The following is a 16,258-nucleotide window of genomic DNA, read 5'->3' on the forward strand; positions in this document are numbered from 1 at the left end:
CGTCGCGCCACTCAACGACATCTCCATGCAGTACACCTCGGGCACCACCTCCAAGCCCAAGGGCGTGCTCCTCACCCACGCCAACTACGTCTACGGCGGCGAGGTCATGTCCAAGGCCATGCGCGTGTGCCCCGGTGACCGCCACCTCATCGTGCTGCCCCTCTTCCACGCGGGAGCCCAACTGCACGCGTTCATACCGATGCTGCTCTGCGGGGGCAGCGTGGCCCTCATGGAGCGCTTCAGCGCCACCCGCTTCGTCGAGCAGGCCATTCGCCACGAGGCCACCCTCGCCGCGCTCTTCGCCGCGCCCATCCGGATGCTCCTCGCCCAGCCGGCCTCCACCTCCGACAGCAAGACGCGGCTCCGCGCGATCTCCTACGCTCAGAACATCACCACCCAGCAGTTCGAGGAGTGGCACGCGCGCTTCCGCGCCCCCCTCATGCAGATCTGGGGCATGACGGAGACCATGAGCCTGCCCCTCATGCAGCCGCTGGATCTTCCGCGCAAGCCGCTGGCCATGGGCATGCCCGTGCTCGGCTACGAGTGCAAGGTGGTGGACGAGAGTGGCAAGGAGGTGGCGCCGGGCACGGTGGGCGAGCTCGTGGTCAGCGGCATCCCCGGCGTGAGCCTCATGAAGGGCTATTTCAAGAACCCCGAGGCGACGGCTCAGGCATTAAGAGATGGATGGCTGCACAGCGGTGATCAGGCGGTCATGGACGAGGACGGCTGCTTCTTCTTCGTGGACCGGAAGAAGGATATGATCAAGCGCGCCGGCGAGAACGTGTCCGCCTCGGAGGTGGAGGAGACCTTGAAGCAGCACCCCGCCGTGTTCGATGCCGCCGTGGTCGGCATCCCCGATCCCGTGCGCGACCAGGCCATCAAGGCCTATGTCATCCTGCACGACGGGGCGAGCGCCACGAGCGAAGAGCTGATCACGTGGTGCGGGCAGCGGCTGTCCGGCTTCAAGGTGCCGGAGATCGTGGAATTCCGCGACGTCTTCCCTCGTACCTCGGTCGGCAAGATTCAAAAGCATCTCTTCTAGGAAAGGACAGGCGATGGCCGCGAAGCTTCCGCTCCTCTACACCCACGTGATGGGCAGCCACGGCTTCCCCGGGTGGTTCTGGACCGCGCTCGACAAGATCAAGGCCGAGGAGTACGGGCAGACGGACGCGAGAGAAGCCTTCGACGACGCCACCCAGCTGGCCATCCGCGACCAGGAGCGCGCGGGCATCGACGTGATCTGCGACGGCGAGATGCGCCGTTTCTTCTTCGTCCAGACCTTCTACGGGAAGATGGAGGGGCTGGAGACGCTGGAGCCGCTGCGGAAGACGGGTCTCTACGCGTACGACAGCGTGCCGCGCTACCGGCCGACCAGGAAGATCACGGTGCCCAAGGGCCTCGGCACCGTGGACGAGTTCAAGTACCTCACGACCCAGACCGACAGGCCCGTCAAGGCCACCTGCCCGGGGCCGGTGACGCTTTCCATCCACGTCCAGACGCGCCCCGGTGATGCGTACAACAACGACCGCCTCGCCCTCTGCTGGGACCTGGTGCCCGCCGTCAACGCCGAGCTCAAGGCGCTGGCCGCCGCGGGCGCCGACTGGATCCAGGTGGACGAGCCCTCGGCGGCCATCGTGCCGGGACAGGCGCCCGAGTACGTGAAGATGTTCAACGCCTGCGTGGAGGGGGTGAAGGCAAAGATCGGCTACCACGTCTGCTTCGGCAACCTGCTCTCGCGCCCGCGTGGCAAGCGGAGCTACCGGTGGATGTTCCCCGCCCTCCTCGAGACCAAATGCCAGCAGTTCGTCTTCGAATACGCCAACCGCGAGATGGCCGAGATCGAGATGTGGAAGGAGATCGGCGTGGACCGCGACATAGCCTGCGGGGTGATTGACGTGAAGTCATTTTACATGGAGACTCCCGAGGACGTGGCGGAGCGGGTCCGCCTCTGCCTCGAGCACATCCCGGCCGAGCGGCTGTCCCTGGTGCCCGACTGCGGCTTCTTCCCCGTGCCGCGCTGGGTGGCCTTCGAGAAGCTCAAGCGGCTGGCCGCGGGAGCCGAGCTGGCGCGCAAGCAGCTGAAGGGCTGATCGATCTTGCCACCGTGATCGTGACCGCGTATCGTCATTGTAGAAAACCACCATATGTAGAAACCACCATATCGAGGGGGATGATGAATGCGCGTCCAGATTCAGAAGTGGGGGAATAGCCTGGCGCTTCGCATTCCGAAGCCCTTCGCCGAGGAGGCGGCGGTGCGCGAGGGTACGGTCGTCGACCTGTCCCTGACCGAGGGGAAGCTCATCGCCGTACCTGCCGCGAAAGGCCGAGTCACGCTCAGGCGACTCCTCAGGAAAGTCACCAAGGACAACCTCCACAAGGAGGTTGATTTCGGGAGCGCGGCGGGGCGTGAGGCCTGGTAGCAGTGCCGGGACGCCGCAGTCCCGACCGTGGAGATGTCGTCTGGATAACGCTCAATCCGCAAGCTGGTCACGAGCAGCGGGGAGACGCCCGGCTCTGGTCGTCTCCCCGCTGAGCTATAACGGCAAGGTCGGCCTCGCTGTGCTCTGCCCCATCACCACCCAGGTCAAGGGTTACCCCTTCGAGGTGCTGATCCCGCCCGGCCTCAAGGTTTCGGGCGCGGTGCTGGCGGATCAAGTGAAGAATCTCGACTGGCGGGCTCGAAGGGCGGAGTTCCTCTGCCGGTTGCCGCGACGCACGATGGTCGAAGTTCTTGAGAAGCTCGGCACCCTGATCTTTCCGGCGGACGCCTGACCCATCCGTTTCAAGGGCAAAACACGATCCCTAACAAGGAGGATAGATATGACCAGCAGCAGGCGTGAGTTCCTCAAGGGCGCGACCGTGACGGCGGCCGTAGGCGCGGTCGGCTTCCCTGCTCTGGCGCGGGCGCAGGCGCGGCCGGGCGTGCCCTCTGATCCGGTCAAGATCGGCATCATCGCCATCCGCGCGGGCATCGCGGCGCCCGTCGGCACGGCCGGGCTTCGCGGCACCGAGTGGTGGACCGAGCGGGTCAACAAGTCGGGCGGCATCCTGGGGCGCCAGGTCCAGCTCATCGTGGAGGAAGAGTCCACCCCGAAGGACACGGTGGAGCGCTACCGCAAGCTGATCCTGCAGGACAAGGTCGAGGTCGTCATCGGCGGCATCTCCACGGGCGTGACGCTGGCCCTCGGCCCCGTCGCAGAGGAGATGGAAGTGCCGTGGCTCTCCTGGGACGGCACGACCCAGAAGGGCGTGGAAGAAACGATGCCCAATCCCAAGTGGGCCTTCAAGAGCGTGGACAACGAGGTCGAGGCCATCGTGGCCGGCACCCTCACGCCAAAGTACTTCAAGGGTGTGCAGACCATCGCCGGCATCAACAACGACTACTCCTACGGCCACGACTGCTGGGAGACCTACCAGGCCGTGCTCAAGAAGCTCGGCATGAACGTCAAGCCGGTGCTGGAGCTCTTCCCCAAGCTCGGCGTGACCGACTTCACCTCGCACATCGCGGCCATCCAGCAGGCCAAGCCCGATCTGCTCATGACCTCGTTCTGGTCTGGCGACGCCACCATTCTCATGAAGCAGGCGGCGGCCGTCGGGCTCTTCAAGACCATGAAGGGCGTCTTCACCACGGCCGGGGGCGTCCACGACTCGCTCAAGAAGGAGTTCACGCCCGAAGGGCTCCTGCTGGGCTACAACACCATGTATTTCGATGACCCCAAGGGCAGCGCGCTCCTGAAGCAGTTCGTACGCGAGTACAAGGCCAAGTACAACGAGTACCCGCCCTACGAATGCGATCACGCCTACTTCAACATCGAATCCTACAAGGTCGCCGTCGAGAAGGCCTACGCGGCCACGAAGAAATGGCCGACCAAAGCGGAGGTGGTCAAGGCGCTCGAGGGCATCGAGGCGCAGTCGCTCTCGGGCACGCGCTCGTGGCGGCCGGACCACGTCCAGATGTGCAACTTCTACCAGGGCATCACCACCCACAAGAACAGCTACGACTTCGTCACCATCAATCCCATCGAGGTCGTCTCCACCAAGACCGCCATGAAGCCCCCGGGCTCCAAGCTCCTCGAGTGGATCAGCGGCTGGAAGGTCTGAAACCAGGGGCGAGGGTATGAGGCAGGTCTCAAGCCCCGATTCGGGCGCCCGCACACCGTCCCGGCCCTCGCCCCCGCAGCCCAGGCCAGTCAGGTGATCCGGTAGTGGATCGGCGAACCTTCGTCAGCGCTATCAGCATGGGCCTCCTCGCCGCGCCGCTCGCCGCCCGGGCGCAGAAGGCACCCACGGCCAGGGTCGGCTGGCTGGCCCCCGAGTTCAAATCGTTCGCCCTCGACCCTTTCAGGCAGGCGCTGAAGGAGCTGGGGTGGGTCGAGGGCGGCAGTCTCGCGATCGAGCAGCGGTACGCGCGGGGCAGTGCCGAGCGGTACCCCGAGCTCGCCGCTGATCTCGTCCGGCTCAAGCCGGACGTCCTGGTAACGGATGGGAGTCCCGCCACGAGAGCGGCCCAGCAAGCGACGGCCACGATCCCGATCGTGTTTGTCGTCGGTGATCCCGTGGCACAGGGATTTGTGGCGAGTCTCTCGCGACCAGGGCGTAACCTCACCGGCATGTCGATCATCACCGGCGATCTCAATCCAAAGCGCATCCAGTTGCTCAGGGAGGCAGTTCCGGTCATGGCCCGGCTCGCCGTCCTTCAGGACCAATCAGCCATAGGTCCCGCGGTGGGCGCGAGCTGGCAGGCCATCGAGGCAGCGTCCCAACAGTTGGGCATCCAGCTGACGGCCGCATCTTCGGCGCGCAGGGCGGACGAGTTGGACGGCGCGTTCGCTCTGGCCGTCAAGGAGCGGGCAGGCGGCGTCCTGGTCCTGCCGTCTGCCCTCTTTTCCTCCCAGACCCGGCGCATCGTGAGCCTGGCAGCAAAGACTCGGCTCCCGGCCATCTACGAGCACCGGGACTTTGTCGAGGCGGGTGGGCTCATGTCCTATGGGCCCAGCCACCGCGACGTGTTCCGCGGCATCGCCGTGTACGTTGACAAGATCCTGAAGGGCGCGAAGGCGGCGGACCTTCCCGTGGAGCAGCCCACAAAGCTCGAGCTGGCGATTAACCTCAAGACGGCCAAGACCCTCGGGCTCACGATCCCGCAGTCGCTTGCCGGCCGCGCCGACCACGTCATCGAGTAGACTCCCCTGCTGTGACGGCGAACCTCGTCAATGTGCTGATGGGCGGTGTGTTCCATGCCGCCATCCTCTTCCTGGTCGCGGCAGGATTGCAGGTGGTGTTCGGGGTCCAGAAGATCTTCAATCTGGCCTGCGGCTCTTTCTATGCGCTGGGCGCGTACACGGGCGTGTCGGCCGTCGCCTACTTCACGGGGCATGGAGGGCCGCCGGCGCTCTTCATCGTGCCGCTCGCGCTGGGGGGGCTCGCGGTCGGCCTGGTCGGCATCGTGGTCGAGCGCGGCCTCCTCCGCTTCGTGTACGACCGCGACGAGACCTTTCAGCTCCTGCTCACCTTCGCGCTGGTCCTCATGCTCGAAGACCTGATCCGCATGACGTGGGGCACCGCGCCAGTCTCCACTGGCGGGCTTTATCTCAGCTATGGCCAGGCCCGCGTGCTGGGCGCCACCGTGCCCGTGTACAACCTGATCGTGATCACGGCCAGCCTCGCCATCGCCGTCGGCATTGGCTGGCTCCTGACGCGCACGGTCTTCGGCCGCATCATCCGCGCCTCGGCCGACAACCGCGAGATGGCCGAAGCCCTCGGCGTGGACATGCGGTGGGTCTACATGCGCGTCTTCACGCTCGGGACCATGCTGGGCACGCTGGGGGGCGCCCTTGTCATCCCGGCCACGGCCGCCATGAGCGAAATGGGCATCGAGCTGATCGTGGAGGCTTTCGCGGTCGTGGTCATCGGAGGTCTCGGCAGCATGCGCGGGGCCTTCCTGGGCGCGCTCGTCGTGGGAGTCCTCCGATCGGTCGCCATCTCCGTCTATCCCGAGCTCGAGATGCTGCTGATCTACCTGATCGTGATCGCCGTCCTCCTCTGGCGTCCACGCGGCCTCTTCGGAGCCGTGGCCGCGTGAGGACGGCCATCGTCCTGAGCCTGGTGGGCCTGGCCATGCTGGGTTTGCCGGTCGTCGCGCCCGCCTACTACGTCACGCTGATGCTACCCTTCATGGCCTATGGCGTGGTCCTGCTCGGACTGAACCTGCTCTTCGGCTACACGGGGCTGGTCTCGTTCGGGCACGCGCTCTTCATCGGCGTGGGCGCCTATACGGGCGCCGTGCTGACCACACATCTTCACGTGCGGCACATGGAGCTGATCCTGCCCGCGGCCGCGCTGGCCGCCGCGGTGGTGGCGGCGCCCGTGGGCGCCCTCTGCGTGCGCTACGTCAAGATCTACTTCGGCATGCTGACGCTGGCCTTCGGCATGGTCTTCTACACCTTCCTGCTCAAGTTCTACCGGCTGACCGGCGGCGACGAGGGCATGCGCATGCTCCGCCCCTATCTCCTCGGCAGCGGCTGGGAGGGCTTCTCCAAGACGGCTTACCTCATCGGGCCCTACTACTACTTTTCGCTGGCCGTGCTGGTGCTGGCCACGCTGCTCATGTGGCGCATCGTCCGCTCGCCCTTCGGACTCTGCCTCAAGACCATCCGCGACAACCCCCTCAAGGCCGAGAGCCTCGGCGTCAGCGTGCCGCGCTATCGCTGGTACGCCTTCATGATCTCCGCGGTCTACGCGGCGGTAGGGGGCGCGCTCCTGGCCACGCCGACGGGCAATGTCGATCCGACGCTCGCCTACTGGACGCATTCGGGCAATGTCGTCTTCATGGTGCTGCTGGGCGGCTTCTCGTCCTTCTTCGGCCCGCTCCTGGGCGCTTTCGTCTTCATCTTCCTCCAGGACACGGTCATGTCGGCCTTCCCGTACTGGCGGCTGGTCTTCGGGGCCCTGCTGGCCTTCATCGTGATCTTCGCGCCCACGGGTCTCATGGGGCTCTTCGCCCGTCGCCGGTCGATCGAGGCCTCACGCGCGTGATCCTCGAGGCACACGACATCCGCAAGCTCTACGGCGCCTACGTGGCCCTCGACGGCGTGAGCCTGTCCATCCGCGAGGGCGAGTTCGTGTCGATCATCGGGCCCAACGGGGCGGGCAAGTCCACGCTGATCAACGTGCTGACGGGCGTGCTGGCGCCGAGCGGCGGCACCGTGCGCTTCAAGGGCAAGGACATCGGCGGGATCGGCACCGTCGCTCTCACGCGCCTCGGCATGGCGCGAAGCTTCCAGCTCGTGCAGATCTTCCCGGAGCTCAGCGTGCTCGAGACGCTCCAGGCCGCCGTCATCTCGCGGCTGGGCCGTGGCGCGCGGCTCCTCGCCTCGCTGGGGAGCGACCGGCAGGTGCAGGCCGACGCGCTCGAGGTCGCCGCGCTCTTCGGTCTCGGCGACAAGGCCCATGCGCTCGCCCGCGAGCTGCCTCAGGGAGACAAGAAGCTCCTCGACGTGGCCTCGGCCTTCGCTCTGCGCCCCGAGATCATCCTGCTCGACGAGCCGACGAGCGGCGTCAGCACGGCCGACAAGCACGCCGTCATGGAGATCCTGGTGGGCGCGGCCAAGCGGATCGGGCTTCGCGCCATCATCCAGGTCGAGCACGACATGGACATCGTGTTCGGCTACTCGGACAGGATCATCGCGCTTCACCAAGGCAAGGTGCTGGCGGATGCCACGCCGGCCACCATTCAGGCCGACCAGCGCGTGGTGGACATGGTGGTGGGCCGCCGCCGCGCCCCTCACCCTGACCCTCTCCCCAGAGGGGAGAGGGAACCAGATAGGAATCCCTCTCCTCCACGAGGGGAGGGAGAACCTGGACCCGATCCCTTCCCCCCACGAGGAGAGGGAGAACCTGGAACCGATCCCTCTCCCCCATCGGGGGAGAGGGCAGGGTGAGGGGGCAAGTCCATATGCTCGCGGTCCAGGAGATCGACGTCTTCATCCAGACGAGCCATATCCTGAGGCGCGTCTCGCTCGAGGTGCGCGCGCGCGAGGTGGTCTGCCTCGTGGGGCGCAATGGCGCGGGGAAGACGACGACACTCCGAACCATCATGGGCTACCATCGCCCCCGGGGCGGCGGCGTGCGCTTCAACGACGTGCCGATCCACGAGCGGCGCACCCACGAGATCGCGCGGCTGGGGCTGGGATTCGCCCCCGAGGAGAGCGGCATCTTTCCCGACCTGACGGTGGCGGAGAACATCGAGATCTCGACGTGGACGCGCCCCACCGGGCGCCCGGCGGTCGAGCGGCTGGCCGCGGTCTACGAGATCTTCCCCGCCCTGCGCAAGTACATGGCGCGCAAGGGGCCGGAGATCTCGGGAGGCGAGCGGAAGATGCTGTCGATCGCGCGGGCTCTGGCCCTCGATCCCGACATGCTGCTCCTCGACGAGCCCTTCGAGGGACTGTCGCCCGCCATCATCCCCACCGTGGCCACCGGCATCGCCGAGATCACCCAGCGCGGCCACGCCATCCTCATCGCCGAGTCGAATATCCATCACGTGCCCGACTTCGCCACGCGCTTGTACGTCATCGAGCGCGGCGAGATCATCTTCGCGGGACGGCCGGAGGATGTCAGCAAGAACCCCGCCGTCTTCCGTGTCATAGGAGGAACGACCTGATGGCGAGCCTTCCCCTCATCCCGTCCACCGTCGTGGGATCCCACGGCAAGCCCGGCTGGTGGTTCGCGGGCGTCAAGGCGTTCGAGGCTGGCCAGTTCGGCCCCTCCGACCTCGAGGAGATGTTCGACGACGCCGCCGACACGGCCATCCGCGACATGGAGCGTGCGGGTCTCGACATCATCACCGACGGCGAGGTCCGGCGTCTGGATGGCTACGTCGACTCCTACTACGCCGTCATCAAGGGTATCGAGCCGCTGCCCGTGCGCCGCCAGACCGGGCCCTGGGGCTATGACCAGCAGACGCGCTACGAGGCCGTCGGGCGCATCGAGGCGCCAGCCGGAGGTCTCGGCATCGTCAAGGAGTTCGAGTATCTCAAAGCGCACACGACCAAAGCGACCAAGGCGACCTGCGCGGGGCCGCTGACGTTTGGCTCGCGCATTCACCCGGGCAAGGTGTACAAGGGCGTCGTCGACGTGGCCGAGCGCTTCGCCGAGGTCATCAACGAGGAGCTCAAGGGCCTGGTCGCGGCCGGCGCCGAGCTCATCCAGATCGATGAGCCGGCGCGCGGCAATGTCTCGGGCGAGGAGATGGCCCGCCTCTACAATCTCGCCACCGAGGGCGTGAAGGCCAAGCTCGGCTTTCACATCTGCTTCGGCAATCGCTTCGGCCGCTCGCGCTTCGACCGCACCTACCGCCCCTACTTCCCCGGCGTCCTCAAAGCTCGCGCCGACCAGCTTGTCCTCGAGTTCGCGGGCCGCGAGCTCTCCGAGCTGGACCTGTGGAAAGAATATGGCGGGGACCGGGAGCTGGGCGCGGGCGTCATCGACGTCAAGGGCTTCTATCCGGAGACGCCCGAGGACGTGGCCAAGCGCATCAAGCGCGTCCTCGTCGTGTGCAAGCCCGAGAAGCTCACCGTCAATCCCGACTGCGGCTTCGGCTGGTCGCCGCGCTACATGTGCAATCAGAAGGTGCGCGCGCTGGCCGCCGGCGCCGGCCTCGCCCGGCAGGAGCTTAGCGGCAAGAAATAGCCGTCATGTCGGTGGCCGAAACCTGGGGGACGGACGCGGCGGAGCGGGCGTTGCCATACCCATGCGACCGCTACGTGGACCTGCCAGAGGCGGCCTACTTCCGCGGCGTCACCGTGCGCGCGAGTCCGTCCACGCTCTTCCGCTGGCTCTGCCAACTCCGCGTCGCGCCCTATTCCTACGACTGGATCGACAACCGGGGCCGGCGGAGCCCGCAGACCCTCACGCCGGGCATGGGAGCCCTCGCCGTCGGGCAGTCCGTGATGCGCATCTTCACCGTCGTGGAGTTCGCCCAGGATCGCCACCTCACGCTGCGGATCAAGCACGGCACCGGCGCCTTCCGCCTCTTCGGCGACCTCGCGGTGACATATCTCATCCTGCCGCAGGAACCGGACAGCTGCCGCCTTCTCGTCAAGCTGGTCGTGCGCTATCCTCGGGGACTCAGGGGCGCGCTCATGCGCGGGGGCCTACCCTGGGGCGACCTTCTGATGATGCGCCGCCAGCTCCTGAACCTCAAAGCCCTCGCGGAGCGTCCCTGATGACCATGGAGATCCACGACTCGTATTCCCGCCGGAAGGTCGAGCTGCCGGCGCCGCCGGGGCCGATCGGCATGTACTTCTGCGGCCCCACGGTGTACCAGCGCATCCACGTCGGCAATGCCCGGCCGTTCGTGCTGTCGATGTGGCTCAAGCGCTGGCTCACCCTCTGCGGCTACGACGTCAAGCTCGCCGAGAACGTCACCGACATCAACGACAGGATCTACGTCGCGGCGCGCGCGCAAGGCCTCGGCAGCGCCGAGCTGGCCCGGCGGGCGATGGCCTGGTACGTCGAGGACACAAGCGCGCTCGGCCTCGGGCGGCCCGACGCCGAGCCCCTCGCCTCCGAGACCGTCGCCGAGATCATCGCCCTCACGAGCGAACTGGTATCTCGCGGGCTCGCGTACCAGGCGGGCGGCGACGTGTACTACCGCGTGGCCCGATTCCCAGAGTACGGGCGCCTCTCGGGCGCCCAGCGCGAGGCCATGATCGCCCAGGAGCCGGGAGACCGGAAGGAAGATCCCCGGGATTTCGCGCTCTGGAAAGCGTGGAAACCCGATGAGGACACCTGGTGGGATTCGCCCTGGGGCCGCGGGCGTCCGGGCTGGCACATCGAGTGCTCCGCCATGGCGGAGAAGCACCTCGGCCCCGGCTTCGACATTCACGGCGGCGGGCTCGACCTGCGCTTCCCCCATCACGAGAACGAGCTGGCCCAGTCGCGCGGCGCCGGGCGGGAGTTCGCCCGCTGGTGGATGCACAACGGCATGATCGAGTTGGGCACCGAGAAGATGTCGAAGTCCATCGGCAATATCGTGCCGCTCCGCGACACCCTCGACCGCTGGGGCCGCGAGACCATCCTCGTCTTCTTCATGGGCGCCCACTACCGGAGCCCGATCGAGTACTCCGAGACCACCCTCCAGGCGGCCCGCGCCCAGGCCGAGGACTTCCGCAACGCCTTCCGCGTGGCGGCCACCCGCCCCAGCGACCTGACGTGGGAGCACCTGGCCGCCGCCCTCGACGATGACTTCGACACGCCCCGAGCGCTCGCCATCCTCCACGGCTGGCGCGCGGCCGGCCGGCTCGACCTTTTGGCCCGTGGCCTCGCCGTCTTCGGCCTCGCGATCGACGGGGGCGGCGCCGTTACCTCGCCCGAGGCCAGCCGGCTCGCCGAGGAGCGGCAAGCGGCGCGGGCCCGCCGCGACTACGCCGAGGCCGATCGCCTGCGCGGGGAGATCGAGCGGTTAGGATGGGAGGTGCAGGACGTCCCGAGCGGCTTCCGTCTCATCCCGAAGACCGGGTGAGCTCCCGGCCAGAGGTGACGAATGGGCTACTCGCCCCGGACTTGCCCCGAACTATTGAGCTGCACGCTCTTCGGCTTGCCGCACACGCCGCGAGAGGGTGACCAACAAGATCTGGGTCAGTTCGGGCACTTCCCGGCGGAGGACCGAGAAGTCCCCACGGTTGACCACGAGGAGGCGGACCGGCGTGTCGGTGACGACGGTGGCCGAGCGGGGGCCTCCATCCAGCAGGCTCATCTCGCCGAAGAACGATCCGGGCCGCAGTGGTACCGGCCGGCCCCCCGCCACGTCGACGCTCACCGTTCCATCGAGGATGACGAAGAACTCGTCGCCGGGATCGCCGATACGGGTAAGCACGCTGCCGGCCGGGGCGTCGAGAACTCGCGCAATCCTGGCGACCCTCTGGAGTTGCCTCTGGCTGCATCCCTCAAAGATCGGGACTTCCTTGAGCTCAATCTGGCCCCCCGGCTGGACTACGGATCCGGACAAGACGGGTTCTAATCGATTCTTGGGATCATAGGAGATCGAGCCGTCCATCATCCGGCTGACAAGTTCCATGGGAGCCCTCCTGTCCGGGTCGTCCATGTCTCCGGCGCCCGGGTACCCAGGCAAAACTGCCCCGAGTGCTGCTCGAACGGGCCTCGCTAGGTTGTCCCCGAAGTGGATCGATATATATAAGGCCGACGTGCTAAGCATCAGGAATGCCACGTGGCAACACTACAAAAAACGTAGAGTTCCGGAGCGGCATCCGGGGAGCGTAGGGCATCGTGTCTGAGTGCAGGGAAAGACAACTCGGGCACAGCGCACAAGGCACGGGCCTTCCCGGGCCCTAGTTTGATCTGTCCCTCGCGCTCTGGCAGGATCTTGCCGACATGACACCCCCCATCCTCTGGTGGACGATCGCTTTGTCCGCAACCTCCAGGAGGTCGCCATGATGGACCCGGCGTTCACGCTCGAGAAGAAGACCGCCATCGTCGTTGGCGCGGCCAACGGGATCGGGCGCGCCACCGCGCTCGCCTTCGCGGCGGCGGGCGCCCGCGTGGCCTGCGCCGACATCGAGGAGCCGGGCGCCAAAGCCACCGCGGCCGAGATCGAGAAGGGCGGCGGGCACGCGCTGCCCGTGCCTCTCGACGTCACGGACGGCGCGAGCTGCCGCGCCGCCGTCGCCGCCACCCTCGAGCGCTTCGGCGGTCTCGACGTCCTGCTCTACGGCGCGGCCGACAGCGACCGGACGGCCACGGTGCTAGAGATGGACGAGCCGGCCTGGGATCGCGTGATCCGGATCAATCTCACGGGCGCGTTCCTGATGGTCAAGGCGGCAATCCCCGCCATGATCACGCGCGGCGGCGGCAGCGTGATCCTCATCGCGTCGCAGCTGGGCCGCGTCGCTTCCCCCGGGCGCCCGGCGTACTGCGCGAGCAAAGGCGCCCTCATCCAGCTCGCCAAGGTGCTCGCCGCCGACCACGCGGGGCAAGGCATCCGGGCCAACACGATCTCGCCGGGCGCCATCGAGACCCGACGCATGCTCCGGCGCTGGAAGGACATGGACGAGGCGCGCAAGATGATGGGGCCGAAGCACCTGCTGGGTCGGCTTGGTCTGCCCGAGGAGATCGCCCGTGCCGCCCTCTACCTCGCGAGCGATGCCTCGGCCTTCATGACGGGCAGCGACCTGCTCATCGACGGCGGCTACACGGCAATTTGACTGCGAGGAGCCTGGGATGATCGTCGACATCCATGCCCATTACTTTCCCAAGGAATACAACGAGCTCCTCCTGCGCATCGGGGGCCGCAGCGTGCCCGAGGCCGCGCGGCCGATCACGGCGCGGCCCATGCGGCAGGACGACTCTTCGGGAATCCCCACGCGCCTGCAGCAGATGGACGAGGCCGAGGTGCAGCTGCAGGTACTGTCGCCGGCCGCGAGCCCGCCGTATGCGGAAAAGGAGGCCGAAGCCGTCGCGGCGGCGCGGCTCATCAACGACAGCTACGCCGAGCTCGGCCGGAAATACCCGGGCCGCTTCAACGCCGTGGTGTCGCTGCCTCTCCCCCACATCGATGCCTCCTTGCGCGAGATGGAGCGAGGCCTGGATCAGCTCGGCATGCTCGGGGTGTCGATGACCTGCTCCTGCTTCGATCGCTCGACGGCCGAGGCGGAGTTCGAGCCGCTCTACCAGGAGATGAACCGGCGCGGAGCCGTGCTGAACTACCACCCCATCCAGAACGGCATCTGCTCGCCCATGATCAACGACTACGGCTTCACGGTCTCCGTGGGCGCCTCGCTCGAGGACAGTGCGATCGTCCTGCACCTGATCTCCCGGCGCCTGCCCGAGCGCTACCCGAACATCAAATACGTCGTCCCCCACCTGGGCGGCATCATCCCGATGCTGCTCCAGCGACTCGACAACCAGGCCCCGCGCCAGCACCCGAATCTGCCGGAGCGCCCGAGCGTGACCGCCCGCCGCTTCTACTACGACATCGTGGGCCACGGCTCCCAGGCGGCGCTGCTCTGCGCGTGGAAGGCGTTCGGCGCCGAGCACCTCGTGGCGGGGAGCGACTACCCGGTCCTGCTCGCCTTCGAGACGTACCGGCAGAATTTCCACTACCTCCGAGAGTCGAGCCTGCCCGCCGAGGACGTCGACAAGATCCTCCACCACAACGCGCAGATCGTTCTGGGCCTCCCACACTAGGCACGGTCTCTATGGTCGACCTGAGCTTCGACAAGGCTGCCGCGGCCTACGATAGTTTCATGGGGCGGTGGTCGCGCCTGTACATTCCCAAGCTGATCGACACGATGCAGCTCCGCCCCGGCCACCGGGTGCTCGACGTGGCGGCCGGGACCGGCGAGGCCGCCTTCGCGTGCGCGGCGGCGATCGGCGAGCATGGGGCCGTCGTCGCCTCGGACGTGTCGGTGGCCATGCTACGTATCGCCCACGCCAAGGCGGCCGGCCAGCGCATGCTGTTGCTCGCCTCGGAGGGGCAAGCGCTGGCCTGTCGCGCGGCCAGCTTCGATGCCGTGATGTGCGTCCTGGGGCTCATGTTCTTTCCGGATCCCCTGGCCGGCCTCCTGGAGATGCATCGGGTGCTGCGCCCGGGTGGCCGCCTCGCCCTCTCGGTGTGGGCGGCGCCTGATCGCGTGCCGCTGGTGACCATCATGCTGGAAGCCCTCGTCCGCTATCTGCCCGGGGAACGCCAGGCCATCGGGAGAGTATTCTCGCTGAGCGACCCGCGACATCTCGCCTCGCTGATCGAGGGCGCCGGCTTCGCCGAGGTGTCGGTGACGCGCGAGACACGCCGGCTCGCCTTCGAATCCTTCCAGGATTATTGGGGTCCGGTGGAGGATGGCGGGAGCCGGGCCAGCGCGCCCTACCATGAGCTTCCGCGGGACGCGCAAGAGAGCATCCGCGCCGACGTGCGGCGGGGCCTGGGAGGGTTCGCCGTGGGAGAACGGTTCGTCATGGAGGTCGACATGCTCTTGGCCAGCGGGCGCCGCTGAGGCCTTGCGAGCCGCCGCACCTCGTCCCCGAGCCGTCCGGCTGACTTCGTCGGATCTTCTTCCTGGTTCAATATATATCATAATATAAAATATATATGTAAAATATGTTATATACTCATGTGCGGTAACCACATTGATCTTAGCGATTCTCGCTAGGATACAGAGAGAGGAAAGCGCCATGACCACCATGATGCATTGGTCCCCCTTCACTCCGAAGTTCCGTCTCCATCACCACCACGTCGAGGACCTGTTCCCGCGGTTCTTCGACGGTGCCGCGGATGAGGCCGCTCCGCCTGCCGCGTCGTGGCTCCCCGCCGCGGAGGGACGGCTCGAGGACGGCACCTACGTCATCCAGTTCGACCTGCCGGGCGTGGATCCGAAGGAGGTCGAAGTGTCGGTGATGGACAACGTCCTCTCCGTCAAGGGCGAGCGGAAGGCCAATCACGACCCCACGGGCAAGGACTACTTCGTCCGCGAGGTCGCGTACGGCGCGTTCCAGCGGAGCGTGACCCTCCCCGAGGGTATCGACGCCGCCCACGTGGAGGCCAAGTACGCGAGCGGCATGCTCGAGGTGAGGGTCCCTGCCCCGCGAGCCGCGATGCCGAGGATGATCGAAGTCAAGGCCGCCTGATCGAGGGCGTTGGGGCCGTGCCGGTACCGACCGGCACGCGCCCCCGCGTGACCTCACCCGGAAGCACCGGTCACGCAAGCCCCAGGGTTTGCCAGTATCATCGGCGTCAACGTGTGGGGAAGCGTGAACGAGTTGACTGACAGGACGGTTTGCTCGGTGGACGCTGCCATGAGAGGTGGTATGGCTCCATATTGGGAATCCCGGTTCAGGAGGATTTGTCAATGAAGCTAGAGACGGCTGCGAAAATTAAGTATGGAGTGTGGGGCCTAATTTTTGGGGCAGTCATCGCAACGATCATCGGGTTTGCGTGGGGTGGCTGGACAACCTCCGGCACTACCCGAACGAGGACCAGCGAGGCGGTGTTGGCGAGTCAGGCGGCAATCTGCGTCGCCCAGTTCATGAAGCAACCGAACCCTGAAGAGAAACTGAAAACACTCGAGGCAGTAAGTGCCTGGCAGAGAGCTGAAGCCATTGAAAAGGGTGGCTGGGACAAGATGCCCGGGCAAGAAAAGGCTGGCTATGCTGTAGCCCGAGCATGCGCCGATGGGCTTGACCTCCTTATCAAGAAATGAGGTTTGGTACCTGCTCTTGAGCTTAGCCGCGCACGTCCTGAAGG

Annotated in this window: 18 protein-coding genes and 1 pseudogene; 18 read left to right on the forward strand and 1 reads right to left on the reverse strand. The window is 66.6% G+C overall.

Translation table 11 applies throughout. The features are described from left to right. The 13 genes and pseudogenes from VGT00_14925 to cysS all read left to right on the forward strand — a co-directional run. On the forward strand, positions 1 to 1,042 hold a 1,042-nt coding region (locus VGT00_14925; GenBank protein HEV8532712.1), incomplete at its 5' end, for an AMP-binding protein. Between the two features lie 13 nt (positions 1,043 to 1,055). Continuing rightward, positions 1,056 to 2,090, forward strand: coding sequence for a methionine synthase (locus VGT00_14930; GenBank protein ID HEV8532713.1), 1,035 nt, complete (start codon positions 1,056 to 1,058; stop codon positions 2,088 to 2,090). A gap of 87 nt (positions 2,091 to 2,177) precedes the next feature. Continuing rightward, on the forward strand, positions 2,178 to 2,420 hold the full coding sequence (locus tag VGT00_14935; GenBank protein HEV8532714.1) for an AbrB/MazE/SpoVT family DNA-binding domain-containing protein: 243 nt from the start codon (positions 2,178 to 2,180) through the stop codon (positions 2,418 to 2,420). Between the two features lie 2 nt (positions 2,421 to 2,422). After that, positions 2,423 to 2,772, forward strand: a pseudogene (locus VGT00_14940) (type II toxin-antitoxin system PemK/MazF family toxin). A 48-nt stretch (positions 2,773 to 2,820) separates the two neighbouring features. After that, positions 2,821 to 4,101: an ABC transporter substrate-binding protein gene (locus tag VGT00_14945; GenBank protein ID HEV8532715.1), complete on the forward strand. Its 1,281-nt coding sequence runs from the start codon at positions 2,821 to 2,823 to the stop codon at positions 4,099 to 4,101. 104 nt (positions 4,102 to 4,205) lie between these two features. Further along, positions 4,206 to 5,183, forward strand: a complete 978-nt coding sequence (locus VGT00_14950) for an ABC transporter substrate-binding protein (protein ID HEV8532716.1) — start codon at positions 4,206 to 4,208, stop codon at positions 5,181 to 5,183. An 11-nt stretch (positions 5,184 to 5,194) separates the two neighbouring features. Beyond that, the gene (locus tag VGT00_14955; protein ID HEV8532717.1) at positions 5,195 to 6,082 is read left to right on the forward strand and encodes a branched-chain amino acid ABC transporter permease; all 888 of its coding nucleotides are present in this window, start codon (positions 5,195 to 5,197) and stop codon (positions 6,080 to 6,082) included. Next, positions 6,079 to 7,035 (forward strand): branched-chain amino acid ABC transporter permease, encoded by a 957-nt coding sequence (locus VGT00_14960; protein HEV8532718.1) that lies wholly within the window; start codon positions 6,079 to 6,081, stop codon positions 7,033 to 7,035. Before VGT00_14955 ends, VGT00_14960 begins: the two co-directional genes overlap by 4 nt. Then, positions 7,032 to 7,940 carry an ATP-binding cassette domain-containing protein gene (locus VGT00_14965; GenBank protein ID HEV8532719.1) on the forward strand — a complete coding sequence of 303 codons (909 nt, stop codon included), beginning with the start codon at positions 7,032 to 7,034 and terminating at the stop codon, positions 7,938 to 7,940. The genes VGT00_14960 and VGT00_14965 overlap by 4 nt, the downstream gene beginning before the upstream one ends. Positions 7,941 to 7,954: 14 nt before the next feature. Further along, positions 7,955 to 8,662: an ABC transporter ATP-binding protein gene (locus VGT00_14970; GenBank protein ID HEV8532720.1), complete on the forward strand. Its 708-nt coding sequence runs from the start codon at positions 7,955 to 7,957 to the stop codon at positions 8,660 to 8,662. Further along, positions 8,662 to 9,690, forward strand: a complete 1,029-nt coding sequence (locus VGT00_14975) for a methionine synthase (protein HEV8532721.1) — start codon at positions 8,662 to 8,664, stop codon at positions 9,688 to 9,690. The genes VGT00_14970 and VGT00_14975 overlap by 1 nt, the downstream gene beginning before the upstream one ends. Before the next feature lie 5 nt (positions 9,691 to 9,695). Then, the gene (locus tag VGT00_14980; GenBank protein ID HEV8532722.1) at positions 9,696 to 10,226 is read left to right on the forward strand and encodes a hypothetical protein; all 531 of its coding nucleotides are present in this window, start codon (positions 9,696 to 9,698) and stop codon (positions 10,224 to 10,226) included. Next, positions 10,226 to 11,524: a cysteine--tRNA ligase gene (cysS, locus tag VGT00_14985; protein HEV8532723.1), complete on the forward strand. Its 1,299-nt coding sequence runs from the start codon at positions 10,226 to 10,228 to the stop codon at positions 11,522 to 11,524. The genes VGT00_14980 and cysS overlap by 1 nt, the downstream gene beginning before the upstream one ends. 51 nt (positions 11,525 to 11,575) lie before the next feature. On the opposite strand, the gene VGT00_14990 is transcribed toward cysS, so the two are convergent. Beyond that, the gene (locus VGT00_14990; protein ID HEV8532724.1) at positions 11,576 to 12,106 is read right to left on the reverse strand and encodes a cyclic nucleotide-binding domain-containing protein; all 531 of its coding nucleotides are present in this window, start codon (positions 12,104 to 12,106) and stop codon (positions 11,576 to 11,578) included. 346 nt (positions 12,107 to 12,452) lie between these two features. On the opposite strand from VGT00_14990, the gene VGT00_14995 reads away from it, so the two are divergent. The 5 genes from VGT00_14995 to VGT00_15015 all read left to right on the forward strand — a co-directional run bounded on the left by VGT00_14995 (position 12,453) and on the right by VGT00_15015 (position 16,214). Further along, complete coding sequence (locus VGT00_14995; protein ID HEV8532725.1) at positions 12,453 to 13,223, forward strand: SDR family oxidoreductase; 771 nt, start codon at positions 12,453 to 12,455, stop codon at positions 13,221 to 13,223. A gap of 16 nt (positions 13,224 to 13,239) precedes the next feature. Further along, complete coding sequence (locus VGT00_15000) at positions 13,240 to 14,205, forward strand: amidohydrolase family protein (protein HEV8532726.1); 966 nt, start codon at positions 13,240 to 13,242, stop codon at positions 14,203 to 14,205. 11 nt (positions 14,206 to 14,216) lie between these two features. After that, positions 14,217 to 15,011 (forward strand): class I SAM-dependent methyltransferase, encoded by a 795-nt coding sequence (locus VGT00_15005; protein HEV8532727.1) that lies wholly within the window; start codon positions 14,217 to 14,219, stop codon positions 15,009 to 15,011. Between the two features lie 178 nt (positions 15,012 to 15,189). Next, entirely contained in the window at positions 15,190 to 15,642 is a 453-nt protein-coding gene (locus VGT00_15010) for an Hsp20/alpha crystallin family protein (protein HEV8532728.1), read from the forward strand. A 221-nt stretch (positions 15,643 to 15,863) separates the two neighbouring features. Beyond that, positions 15,864 to 16,214 (forward strand): hypothetical protein, encoded by a 351-nt coding sequence (locus tag VGT00_15015; GenBank protein ID HEV8532729.1) that lies wholly within the window; start codon positions 15,864 to 15,866, stop codon positions 16,212 to 16,214. Positions 16,215 to 16,258: the final 44 nt, after the last annotated feature.

Source organism: Candidatus Methylomirabilota bacterium (genome assembly GCA_036002485.1).
In the GTDB taxonomy this organism is placed as follows: domain Bacteria; phylum Methylomirabilota; class Methylomirabilia; order Rokubacteriales; family CSP1-6; genus AR37.

What these genes read in the sequence shown, in the direction of transcription:
- VGT00_14970 (HEV8532720.1), top strand. Translation starts at nt 7,955, where the DNA reads ATGCTCGCGGTCCAGGAGATCGACGTCTTCATCCAGACGAGCCATATC.
- VGT00_15010 (HEV8532728.1), top strand. Translation starts at nt 15,190, where the DNA reads ATGACCACCATGATGCATTGGTCCCCCTTCACTCCGAAGTTCCGTCTC.
- VGT00_14990 (HEV8532724.1), bottom strand. Translation starts at nt 12,106, where the DNA reads ATGGACGACCCGGACAGGAGGGCTCCCATGGAACTTGTCAGCCGGATG.
- VGT00_14945 (HEV8532715.1), top strand. Translation starts at nt 2,821, where the DNA reads ATGACCAGCAGCAGGCGTGAGTTCCTCAAGGGCGCGACCGTGACGGCG.
- VGT00_14935 (HEV8532714.1), top strand. Translation starts at nt 2,178, where the DNA reads ATGCGCGTCCAGATTCAGAAGTGGGGGAATAGCCTGGCGCTTCGCATT.
- VGT00_14930 (HEV8532713.1), top strand. Translation starts at nt 1,056, where the DNA reads ATGGCCGCGAAGCTTCCGCTCCTCTACACCCACGTGATGGGCAGCCAC.
- VGT00_15000 (HEV8532726.1), top strand. Translation starts at nt 13,240, where the DNA reads ATGATCGTCGACATCCATGCCCATTACTTTCCCAAGGAATACAACGAG.
- VGT00_15015 (HEV8532729.1), top strand. Translation starts at nt 15,864, where the DNA reads ATGAAGCTAGAGACGGCTGCGAAAATTAAGTATGGAGTGTGGGGCCTA.
- VGT00_14975 (HEV8532721.1), top strand. Translation starts at nt 8,662, where the DNA reads ATGGCGAGCCTTCCCCTCATCCCGTCCACCGTCGTGGGATCCCACGGC.
- VGT00_14980 (HEV8532722.1), top strand. Translation starts at nt 9,696, where the DNA reads ATGTCGGTGGCCGAAACCTGGGGGACGGACGCGGCGGAGCGGGCGTTG.
- cysS (HEV8532723.1), top strand. Translation starts at nt 10,226, where the DNA reads ATGACCATGGAGATCCACGACTCGTATTCCCGCCGGAAGGTCGAGCTG.
- VGT00_14995 (HEV8532725.1), top strand. Translation starts at nt 12,453, where the DNA reads ATGATGGACCCGGCGTTCACGCTCGAGAAGAAGACCGCCATCGTCGTT.
- VGT00_15005 (HEV8532727.1), top strand. Translation starts at nt 14,217, where the DNA reads ATGGTCGACCTGAGCTTCGACAAGGCTGCCGCGGCCTACGATAGTTTC.